Genomic DNA, 11092 nt, shown 5'->3' on the forward strand with positions numbered 1-11092 from the left:
AAGTGAGGATCGGTGCAAATAATATTGGCAGAGCACGCAGGGTTTTGCTTTGGAGTAAAGAATGCCATAAAATTATTGGATGATTTGATTAAAGAAGGCGAAAAAACCTATACGTTAGGTCCTATTGTACATAACAGGCAAGTGGTAGAATCGTACGAAAAACAGGGAATAAAAGCCGTAGAACTGGACGATGTTAAAGAGGGGAATCTGGTAATTCGCACGCACGGCGTACCTCCTGATGTTATAAACCAAGCCAGGCAGAAAGGATTAAACGTGGTGGATGCCACGTGCCCTTTTGTAAAACGGGTTCACAAACTGGCGAAAGATTTATCGGATAAAGGCTATTTTGTTGTAATAATCGGCGACCCCAACCATCCGGAAGTAAAAGGAATAAAAGGATGGTGTGGGGAGGATGCCGCGGTTATAGAAAATGAAGAAGATGCGAGAAAGTTTTACACGGATAAAAAAGTAGGGGTTGTTGTTCAGACAACCCAAACTGAAGAAAATGTGAGCAAAATAATGGGGATATTGAAAGAAAAATTAGATTTGGCATTTTTCTATAATACCCGTTGTAATGCCACTCAACAGAGGCAGGAAGCAGCAAAAAAAGTTGCAGAAATGGTAGATGTAATGCTGGTGGTGGGCGGGAAAAATAGTTCTAATACTAAAAAGTTAGCTCAGGTTTGCAAAGACGCAGGAGCTAAGGTATATCACATCGAAACGGCGGACGAAATTAAATCGGAATGGTTTTCAAAAGCGGAAAGAGTCGGTATTACCGCGGGTGCATCTACACCTGATTGGATTATAAAGGAGGTTGTTGCCAAAATGGAACAAATATCAAAAAAGTCGGACTTTGCCGAGGGGCAAATAGTGGAAGGCGTTGTAGAAAAAGTGACTGACAAAGAGGTCCTGGTAAATGTGGGCTATAAATCCGATGGCATAATACCCCTAAAAGAATTATCGTATGTTCCCTTTGCCTCCCCTTCTGAAGTAGTGAAAGTGGGAGAGAAAATTAAAGTTATGATATTAAAGCTTGAGGACAAAAATGGCAACTTAATTCTTTCCAAAAAAAGAGCGGATATAATAGAAGGCTGGCGAAAGCTGGAAGAGATATACAGAGAAAATGGTACGGTTAAAGGTAAAGTGGTGGAAAATATAAAAGGAGGCCTTCTAGTCAATGTGGAGGGCTTAAGGGGGTTTGTTCCCGCGTCTCATGCCGACCTGAAACACATAGAAGACCTGGCGTCATTGGTTGGAAAAGAATTGAACTTGAAAATCCTCGAGATGGACAAGGATAAAAAAAGAATCGTGCTCTCACATAAGTTATTTTTAGAAGAAGAGATTGAAAGAGCAAAAGAAAAGATATGGGAAAAAGTTAAGGAAGGGCAGGTCATAAAAGGTGTAGTTAAAAAAATAACTGATTTCGGTGCTTTCGTGGACATAGGCGGCTTTGATGGACTCTTGCACATTTCCGACATGTCTTGGTGTCGGATAAATCATCCTTCCGAAATTTTGAGCGAAAATCAGGAATTGAATGTGAAGGTGTTAAAGGTAGATAAAGAGCAAAAACGCATATCGTTGGGATTAAAACAATTAAGTCCAAGCCCGTGGCAGGAAGTAGATAAAAAGTATAAGGTCGGACAAATAATCGAAGGAAAGATAGTGAAACTGACAAATTTCGGAGCTTTCGTTGAGCTGGAACCGGGAATTGAAGGGCTTGTACATGTCTCGCAGATTTCCGACAAACGCGTGGCTACTCCAAAGGAAGTTTTAAAGGAAGGGCAAACGGTAAAGGCAAAAATCCTAAATATTGATGCAAAGGAGAAGAAGATAAGCCTTAGCATAAAACAGGCACTTGAAGAGGAAAGAACGGTGAAAAAAGACACGAAGAAAGAAGAAAAGATTTATGAGACCAAAGACGATTTTAAGGTTACAATAGGTGATGTAGTTGGCGATATTCTAAAAGAACAATTCAAAAAATGAGGCGAAGGCTCTGCTCCTTTAGGGGGATTTTGATGAAAAAAAGGGCTCGAAGGAAAAGGGAACATATTAGATATAGCTTGATGCTGGAAAGGCGATTAAAGAGGGATATTTTTTCAGATATCACGCTCCTCCACAATTGCTTGTCGGAAGTTAATCTAGACGAAATAGACATTTCTACTCAGCTCCAAGGATTAAAACTTAAAAAACCGATAATTATAAACGCCATAACCGGTGGGTTTCCTCTAGCCTTTACAATAAACCGGCAAATGGCAAAAATTGCTCGAGAACTGGACCTTGCTATGGCCGTCGGTTCACAGCGAATTGCATTGAGGGATAAATCGGCTCAAAAAAGTTTTAAAGTTGTAAGAGAGGAAAACCCGGAAGGCATAATATTTGCAAACATAGGAGCCGATGCTTCGACCGAGGAAGTTCTAGAAGTGGTGGACATGATAAAAGCGGATGCTGTACAAATTCATTTAAATATTCCGCAGGAGATAGTGATGGCAGAGGGCAGAAAAAAATTTGAAGGAACCATAGAGAAAATAAGTAAAATAGCAAGCGAAGTAAAAGTTCCAGTCATTGTAAAAGAAGTTGGGTTTGGCATCGCAAAAGAAGAAGCAAAAATACTTGCAGATTGCGGTATAAAAATAATAGATATTGGCGGAGCGGGTGGCACAGACTTTATAGCCATTGAGAACATGAGAAATAAAAAGAATGCAGTACCGGTATTGGAGGGGTGGGGCATACCCACTCCTATAAGCTTGATAGAGGTCTTAAGCGAAGTAGGGGACAGGGTGGATGTAATCGCATCGGGAGGATTGAAAACTGGACTTGATGTAGCAAAATCGCTGGCTTTGGGAGCTAAAGCAGCAGGCTTTGCCGGATTCGTACTTTATAAATTGATGAAAGGTGGCCCATCGGCACTGAGAAAATATCTCGAGCGTGTGGAAAGGGAGCTCATATATTCTATGGCTATGGTGGGAGCACGGAACATATCGGATTTAAGAAAAAGGCCGTTGATAATCGAAGGAAGGACGTATAATTGGCTAAAATTCAGAGGAATTAACGCGAAATTCCGCTGAAACAGTGAACAAAAGGGAATTTTCGAGGATTTTTCTCAAATCTATTGACATTCTCCAATAATCTGCTACAATTTAATTTGATTGATTAATTTTAAAACGAAGGGGGCTGTGATAGTGAAATGAAAGCTTTGGGGCGGCACATCTTAGCAGAAATTTATGATTGTGATGAAAATGTATTGAACGACAGGGATCTAATCGAAGAAATTATGGTAAAAGCTGCACTTGAGGCAGGGGCCGAAGTAAGAGAAGTTGCTTTCCATAAGTTCAGTCCGCAAGGCGTAAGCGGTGTAGTTGTTATCTCGGAATCCCATCTTACGGTCCATACGTGGCCGGAGTTAGGATATGCTGCGGTAGACGTTTTTACGTGCGGGGAAAAGGTTAATCCGTGGGATGCGTGCAACTACATTGCGGAAAGATTCAAGGCTAAGCATATGACTGCCTCCGAAGTTAAAAGGGGAGTATTTGAAAAACCTGTAAAGGTGGTTAACTTTTAATTTTGACAAAAGGGAAGGGGATAGGTTGATTTTTGGAAGAAAACCCTTTGAATACGGTTTTCTGTAACGGAAAAAATGCGTGGACGGAAGGTCGCGCATTTTTTCCGTTTTTGTATAAAAATTTTTGTTTTGGTTATATTATTGAATGAAGACCCCCTTTACATGTAGCCCCCATGATGCACGCGTAAGCGTGTGTCATGGATTTTTTTTGTCCAAAATTGTAGATTTGTGTGGTATAATATACCAAAGGGCTAAAAATCAGGGGGTGTGCGGTTGGAAGCGTACCAGGAGTTCGTGACGAATATTAAGAAATTGACCAGGATAGATTTATCTTTGTATAAAGAAAAGCAAATGAAAAGGCGAATATATTCTCTCATGAAAAGGAACAATATGGCAGATCTTGCGAGCTATTTCATGCTGTTAAAGCACAGCGAAAGACACTTAAAAGAATTTTTAAATTACATAACCATAAACGTATCGGAATTTTTTCGGAACCCGGCGCAATGGACGGTATTGGAAAAAGAGATATTACCGTTACTTATAGCAAAGGGCAAAATCCTTAAGGTATGGAGTTCAGCTTGTGCTTCTGGTGAAGAAGCGTATTCTTTGGCGCTGCTTTTTGAGAAAATTGGTTACAATAAGGTAGATATTCTAGCTACTGACATCGATGATGATGCATTGGAGGCTGCCAGATTGGGTGTATATTCGGAAAAGAGCGTTGAAAATGTTCCTGAAGAGTTGAAGAGGACATTTTTCATGGTAAAAGAAGGTAAATATTTTATAAAAGAGGAAATAAAAAAGAAGGTGAAGTTTAAAAATCTCAACTTGCTGGAAGATGAATTTCCCAAAAACTGCGACCTTATTTTGTGTAGAAACGTAATGATATATTTTACGGAAGAGGCTAAAGATAGACTTTATAAGAAATTTTATGATTCCCTTGCCGATGACGGAGTTTTTTTTGTAGGGAACACGGAACAGATTCTAATGCCTCAAAAGTACGGCTTTATGAGTATTAAAAGTTTTTTTTATAAAAAGTTAAAGTAAAATACAGAGGATAAAAAATTCAAGGCGTTGTGTCCTGATAGAATCTTGCTCACTGATACAAAAGCAAAAAATCGCAAGAAAAAGCAGTAGATATCGCAAAGAGGGAGCGATCTATAAAGAAGCAAAAATCCCCCGACGGATTCGGAGGATGCATTAATCTTTTATAGCTTCCACAAATGCTGTAACTTCGTGGTCATGCCCTTCATTAAAGCTCGTTCTAAAAGAAAAACAATGCGTATGATATCCATTTGGCAAAGGGTATTGATATGCGTGTATTAGCTTTAAAAAAGTGAAAGTGACCTTCATTAAAAGTTGTCATTCCGCATATTTCGTGATAATGTTGATGAGAATAATGCGTCTTTACAGGAATAGGAGTACTATCTCAATATTTTTTGATTAGCTAAATTAAGCTCTTAAAATCTTACCTTTTCGCTGAATTTTGGCTGTTTCATTGTTGTTTTTATCTAAGGATTTTTGAGACGAAACAAGACCACCTAACACAACTTACTTAAAGTTGCCTCTCAAATCCTTCACTCATGCCCTCGACTACCCTATCATGTCTCCCGGGGTCCTACGCCCTTATAACATTCCTTCGTCCTGCCTTTGAGGGCTAGGCGGGGAGCTTTTTACTCGTATGCAGGGTCTTGCCCTTATGGGGGGAGTATTGCTTCCCCGCCTTGTTGTTGGCTATCTCACTTTTATGCCGCTAGCTGGTTTATTTGCTTTATGCGGTGTTCCCCAAGGACTTTCTGAGGATCGTAATTTTCTCTCTTTTTAGCAAGGGTGAACATTACCCTTATTAGCTTCACTGAAATTGCTATTAATGCCTGCTTGGATTTTAATGGATTTTGGGGTCTTTTCAAGAAATAGTCGTAAAGGGCTTTGAATTCCTTGTTTTTGGCTACTAACATAAGGCTTGCTTTGTATAGAAGATTCCTCAGCTCTGGACGGCCCCTCTTTGATATTTTAGCCTTCCCCTTGTGTTTCCCAGATTGGTTTTCGGCTATGTTGAGCCCTGCTAGTTTTTGTATCTGCTTATAGTGGGTGTAGTTGGCTAGGTCACCTACTTCCGCTAGAAATCCAGCTACGGTTACTATCCCTATGCCGGGAATGCTGAGAAGGTATTCTGCTATGTCTATCTTCTTGAGCAGTTTGTCATGGTTTTTTCAATTGTTTCTAGCTGGCCTTTTAAAAATTCTATTTCGTCAAGGTATGAGTGAAGGCGGATATATGCCCCTTTTAGTCCATACTTTACTCCAACCGATTTTTGCGCTGCTTCGATGAGTTTCTCGGCTCTTTTTATGCCTACTCTCTTGTTGGCAGCCTTCTTCATATTCTCTGCCAGCTCTTCTTTTGTGTGGTTCAGAATCATGCTAGGAAAAGGGCAGTGCCTCAATACCCATAATGCAGCCTTGCCTAAGATGTTCTTGAATACTTCTTCGAATTCGGGGAAGTATTCGTCTAAGATTGAAATTAACTTGTTTTTTGCGCTGTTGAGCTTGTTTATTAGCTGTTTTCTTGCAACCGAAAGGTTCCTTAAGTCTGCGTAAATCCCTTCGGGTAAGAGGCAGTTTAGAAATTTACCCTCTTTTACGAGCTTTGCAATTATCAATGCATCCTTTCGGTCGTTTTTGCTAGGGCTGTTATCTTCCTCTTCTTTCCTTTTCTTTACGTGGTATGGGTTTACCAGGACTACCTGGTATCCCTGTTCTTTTAAAAACCAAGTTAGAGGCTTCCAGTAATGGCCGCTGGGTTCAAGGCCTATTATTACCCTTATCGCCTTCGATTTTTCTTTGGCTTCGAGTATTGATGGTGTAAAATTTTCTTAGGTCAAAAAGAAGGAAAAACCAGGACGGACATAGAAGAAAGACCTCACCATCCTCTAACCAGGATGAGTAAAAAACTCAACAGGACGGTGAGGTCGTATGGAAATAATTCGGTATGTATTTAAAACATTCCTGCTGTGTGCACAAAAAATATTTTAGAATTACTTTCAGGAAAATACACTTTTCCTGAATTTGAAGAAGAACTTCATAAGCTACTAACTGATCTAGGGAAAAACGTATGTTGGATTGTATTAAAAGAACTTGATGAAAAGATATACAAAGACAAGAAAGAAAGGAAAAATTGGGTAGTATTACAAAAAGACTGTGAGAGGACTATTACCACAAAATTTGGAGATATAACATATAAGAGGCGCTATTACGAGAATAAAGAAACGAAAGAAAAAGCCTATCTTGTAGATAAGGCAGCAGGCATCCAGAGGTATGAAAGAATAGGTATAGGGTTAAAAGCAGAGGTAGCAGAACTTTCAACGATAATGTCTTACGGAAACACCGTAGAAGAAATAAAAAGGAATGGAGCTGAATGTGTCAATATAAGCCGTCAAACCGTAATGAACACGATAAAGGGAATGGATGGAATAAAGCCTTATGAGCAAATCAAGGAAAAAAGGAAGGCACAAGTTCTCTATATAGAAGCGGATGAAGACCATATACATTATCAAGACGGGAAAAACGGTATAGTAAAGCTGGTATACGTGCATGAAGGCAAAGAGAGCTTGGCGGAGGGGAAAAATCGGCTGAAGAACGCCATATACTTCACGGGGGTTTACGAAGGGAAAGAGAAAGAAGAATTATGGAAGGCAGTATGGGAATACATAACCAGCACTTATGAAGAAAGGTATATAAAGCGCATCTACATTTCGGGAGATGGAGCAGAATGGATAAAATTTGGAGCAGAATACATACCTGATGCTATTTACGTATTAGACCTATATCACTTACAAAAATACGTTACTATGGCATTCAAAGATGAAAAGAAACTAAAGAGAGCATTATGGAAAGCAATATACAAAGGCGACCTAGAGAAGGTAAATGAGATTTTTAACGACAGATATAACAGCTATGAAAGAGAAGGGGAAAAAGAAGTGGTAAAGAGGGTACTGGAGTATATAGAAAACAATTGGGAAAGTTACAGCCGATACAAAGAAGAGATAGTGGGATGCAGCGCAGAGAGTCATGTAAGCCATGTATTATCGGAAAGACTTTCAAGAGGGCCCATATCGTGGAGCAAGGATGGGGCCCATAAGATGGCCCAATTAAGGGCAGTAAAGGCGAGCGGATTAGAGTTAAGGGAAAAAATAATCAAGCAGCGTTATGAAGAATTAAGGCCTGTAGAATTACCGAAAGAGGTTATATATAAAGCGAAGCAGCGTATAAAGAAGCTCAATGAAAGGTATGGAACGATAACGGAACTGCCCATATTGTTGAACAAGAAGACATTTACGAGCATGGCAATAAAATCGCTCTTGCAACAATCGATAATATAAATTTTTTACAAGAGTGAAGAGGATAAGGGAGGGAAATTGTGCTCGTTTAATGGTAATATTTGACAATTATTCTAAGGGTATGACTATCTTCCAAAAAACATCCTGTGTAGAGCGATGGTGGGGCATAAAAACCTAAAACAACTTGACGCGATCGCTTTTAAGCCTGGGGATGAAAGCGGCTTCAGATTGTGCTATAATGGAAGCATGAAACACACCAACGTCGTCCGGGTTCTTCCAGATAAACGGCAGAAGCAAGTCCTGGAGATCATTGGGGACCGCTGCGCTGCCCTCTGGAACGCCGTCCAGTACAGGTGCAGGCAGGCGTTCTTCAAGGGAGACTCTGTGCCCTCCTACGCCGCCTTATGCTCCGAGTTCAAGGAGCACCCAGCATACAAAGCTCTGCCCGCCCACATCGGGCAGGAGGTCATCAAGAAAGCAAGGAAGGCGTGGGACTCCTACTTCGCCTGCCTGCGGTTGTACCGGAAAGGCGAACTGAAGGAACCGCCGCACATACCCCGCTACTGGAAGGACCGCCGCACGGGAAGGCGCATATTCCGCGTCATTCCCGTCAAGGCGCCCACGTCCTACTCCCTGGATGCTCGTTGTCTCTCCCTCACACTGCCGCAGGACCTCCGGAAGGGGCAGGGAGATCGCTTGGTCCTGCGCACGAAGGGTGTCCTGCGCTTCCACGGCCGACCTAAAACCCTGGAGCTCAAATACGACCCGGTCAAAACCCGCTGGTATGCCCACCAGGTAGTGGAGGTGCCGGAGCCGGTAAGAAAAGCCCGGCCCGAAAAGCATGCCGCCATCGATCTGGGTGCGAGGGTTCTGGTCGCCTTAGCCGTCGAAGGACTCAACCGCCAACTCCTCTTCTCCGCTCGCGAAGTCATCAAGGACTTCCTCTACTGGACCAATCAGATTGCAGGGGAGCAGTCGAGGCTCAACCGGGCGGGAAGGAAGACCTCCAGGAGGCTGAAGAGGCTTTATCAGCTCCGTGCCCGCAGGCTCAGGCACGCCTTTGTCGCTTTGGCCGCAGAAATTGTCCGTATTCTTAAACGGCTTCGTGTGACCACGTTGTTCCTCGAAGACCTGACAGGCATTCGGGAGGCCATGGACTTTGGGCCGAAGAACCTTCTGGTGCACAACTTCTGGGCCTTCCGCATGTTGAGGAACCTTATCGAGGCTGCCTGCACTCGGACCGGGATAAGGGTAGTGCCGGTGGAGCCGCGGGGGACCTCTTGCCGGTGTGCCGTCTGCGGTTCTTCTGTCAGGCGACCTGTGCGGCATAAAGCGGTGTGCGAGAAGTGCGGTCGCGTCTGGCACGCAGATGCCAACGCGGCGTTAAACATAATCCTTCAGGGCTCCTCGAAGGAGCACGGGGCGGAGGCTACGCCCCTGAAGCCGCTCGCCCTCCGGTGGGACCGCCACCGGTGGGTAAGCCGCTTCGAATCTGCCGCCGGTACGCCCTCTGGGGCGACGAGCGGCAGCCGGATGGCGGCGTAAGCCGCCTGAAGGAATCCCCGGGCTTTAGCCCTGGGGAGGAAGTCAATAGGTGGTTAAGAAGATGTTACTAAAGAATAGAAACTTTATGTTATTTTGGGTGGGACAATTGATTTCTAAGTTGGGTGATTTTTCACTTAACATTGCATTACCCTTTTACGTATATCATTTGACCGGATCATCAGTAGCCCTCGCTGTGACCTTCATTTCACGTGCTCTTCCTTTTCTGCTAATCGGTCCAATCGCAGGGGTTTTTGTTGATCGATGGAATCTGCGCATTACAATGTTAGCAAGTGATCTACTTCGAGCTGTTTCCTTAGTACCAATTTGTTTTGTGAATTCTCAAGACTGGGTTTGGATCATTTGGATCAGCAGCTTCTTTGAAGCTTCTTTTGGTCGGTTCTATGACCCAGCGAAACAGGCACTAATTCCCTCTCTCGTCAGAAAAGAAGAATTGGTGAAGGCTAATGGATTGAGCTCACTTACTGAATCCTTTACACAAATACTAGGACCGACGATTGGTGGCGGTATTGCAGCATGGCTTGGTTTTGCACCTGTTGTTTGGATTGATATCATCTCGTATATAGTGTCTGCGGCATGTATTCTGGGAATACGTTTGCCCACTAATAACCTAGCGCCTAAAGAACAATGTCGTACAATTGAAAGTATATGGTCGGACCTCAAGGAAGGCATTGAAATTATTGTAAACACACATATGATCCGGAAAGTTTTTATTACCGTAACCATATATATGATTTCACAGGGTATCATTAATGCATTATTGGTTATATTTATACAAGGAGAATTTCTCCGGTACGCCATCGACACTTGGATACATAGAAGCGGCCCAAGGATTGGGGATGGTTACTTCGGGAGTTGCCATTGGGTGGATTGGATCACGTTTTGCTAAACATCGCTTGTTCACAATAGGATTGTTGGGGGTTGGCTCCTCTCTGATAGTTGGATTCAATGCCAGCAATCTGACAGTAATGTTTCCATCCTTTTTTGTTACAGGATTGTTTACGACATTTCAAATGGTGGGGCTCCGTAGCTTACTACAAACGGGAGTTCCATCCCACACCTTAGGACGCGTGTTCGCAACAATATTGTCTATGATGAGTCTTGTGGTAATACTATCTTCATTGGCTGCCAGTGCTCTTGTCAAAGGGGTAACTGTTCGCAGTCTGTTGACCGTTGCTGGTGTTGCTGTTCTCATTGCGGGACTATTCTCACTAACGCATACTCGCGCAGAGTCAAGTGAATCTGAAGTCCTCGGTTGATTATTGACGTACCTCTGGCTTCTGTAAACCGATTGGGCGGAAAGCTATCAAGAAAATGTGTATAATGAGACATTTGTTCATATCAATAATAAGTGAGTATTGAGGATCAAGTCCAATTTTTTGTGTAAAATTCCCTCTGGTTAGAATCAGGTGATAAAAGTTTAACTTATCGAAACTACTTTTTCTTTTACTTTTTTGGAGTTTTCTTTATGCCACTCAAAGTATTCGGTCATATCCAAGTATTTTTTGCCAGAAGTCCATTTTTCGTCCTGTTCCATAAGCAATGCCCCAATTAGACGTATAGCTGATTCGCGGTTGGGAAATATCCTAATAACCCTTTCACGTCGGCGTATCTCTTCGTTTAGCCGCTCTAAAGCA

The 11092-nt window shown here is 42.5% G+C and carries 8 protein-coding genes and 2 pseudogenes; 8 read left to right on the forward strand and 2 right to left on the reverse strand.

The window, feature by feature from the left end:
- Positions 1-12: 12 nt before the first annotated feature.
- The 4 genes from AN618_RS09690 (at position 13) to AN618_RS09705 (ending at position 4603) form a co-directional block, all read left to right on the forward strand.
- Positions 13-1983 (forward strand): bifunctional 4-hydroxy-3-methylbut-2-enyl diphosphate reductase/30S ribosomal protein S1, encoded by a 1971-nt coding sequence (locus AN618_RS09690; protein WP_066354424.1) that lies wholly within the window; start codon positions 13-15, stop codon positions 1981-1983.
- Between the two features lie 32 nt (positions 1984-2015).
- Positions 2016-3065 carry a type 2 isopentenyl-diphosphate Delta-isomerase gene (gene fni / locus AN618_RS09695; RefSeq protein WP_066354425.1) on the forward strand — a complete coding sequence of 350 codons (1050 nt, stop codon included), beginning with the start codon at positions 2016-2018 and terminating at the stop codon, positions 3063-3065.
- Positions 3066-3184: 119 nt separating this feature from the next.
- Positions 3185-3559: an adenosylmethionine decarboxylase gene (gene speD, locus AN618_RS09700; protein WP_066354426.1), complete on the forward strand. Its 375-nt coding sequence runs from the start codon at positions 3185-3187 to the stop codon at positions 3557-3559.
- Positions 3560-3832: 273 nt separating this feature from the next.
- A complete protein-coding gene (locus tag AN618_RS09705; RefSeq protein ID WP_066354427.1) occupies positions 3833-4603 on the forward strand; it encodes a CheR family methyltransferase in 771 nt (256 codons plus the stop codon).
- A gap of 698 nt (positions 4604-5301) precedes the next feature.
- On the opposite strand, the pseudogene AN618_RS09710 reads toward AN618_RS09705, so the two are convergent.
- Positions 5302-6410, reverse strand: a pseudogene (locus tag AN618_RS09710) (IS110 family RNA-guided transposase); the annotation flags it as partial.
- Positions 6411-6528: 118 nt separating this feature from the next.
- On the opposite strand from AN618_RS09710, the pseudogene AN618_RS09715 reads away from it, so the two are divergent.
- The 4 genes and pseudogenes from AN618_RS09715 to AN618_RS14175 all read left to right on the forward strand — a co-directional run bounded on the left by AN618_RS09715 (position 6529) and on the right by AN618_RS14175 (position 10714).
- Positions 6529-7934, forward strand: a pseudogene (locus AN618_RS09715) (ISLre2 family transposase).
- A gap of 204 nt (positions 7935-8138) precedes the next feature.
- Entirely contained in the window at positions 8139-9437 is a 1299-nt protein-coding gene (locus AN618_RS09720; protein WP_066354436.1) for an RNA-guided endonuclease InsQ/TnpB family protein, read from the forward strand.
- Between the two features lie 49 nt (positions 9438-9486).
- A complete protein-coding gene (locus AN618_RS09725) occupies positions 9487-10344 on the forward strand; it encodes an MFS transporter (protein ID WP_066354429.1) in 858 nt (285 codons plus the stop codon).
- Positions 10271-10714 (forward strand): MFS transporter, encoded by a 444-nt coding sequence (locus tag AN618_RS14175; RefSeq protein ID WP_425402674.1) that lies wholly within the window; start codon positions 10271-10273, stop codon positions 10712-10714. The genes AN618_RS09725 and AN618_RS14175 overlap by 74 nt, the downstream gene beginning before the upstream one ends.
- 161 nt (positions 10715-10875) lie before the next feature.
- On the opposite strand, the gene AN618_RS09730 is transcribed toward AN618_RS14175, so the two are convergent.
- Positions 10876-11092 (reverse strand): transposase (locus tag AN618_RS09730; RefSeq protein WP_187694918.1); only part of this gene is annotated, 217 nt, incomplete at its 5' end.

The sequence above is a fragment of the Fervidicola ferrireducens genome (assembly GCF_001562425.1).
GTDB classification, from domain to species: domain Bacteria; phylum Bacillota; class Thermosediminibacteria; order Thermosediminibacterales; family Thermosediminibacteraceae; genus Fervidicola; species Fervidicola ferrireducens.

What these genes read in the sequence shown, in the direction of transcription:
- fni (WP_066354425.1), top strand. Translation starts at nt 2,016, where the DNA reads ATGAAAAAAAGGGCTCGAAGGAAAAGGGAACATATTAGATATAGCTTG.
- speD (WP_066354426.1), top strand. Translation starts at nt 3,185, where the DNA reads ATGAAAGCTTTGGGGCGGCACATCTTAGCAGAAATTTATGATTGTGAT.
- AN618_RS09720 (WP_066354436.1), top strand. Translation starts at nt 8,139, where the DNA reads ATGAAACACACCAACGTCGTCCGGGTTCTTCCAGATAAACGGCAGAAG.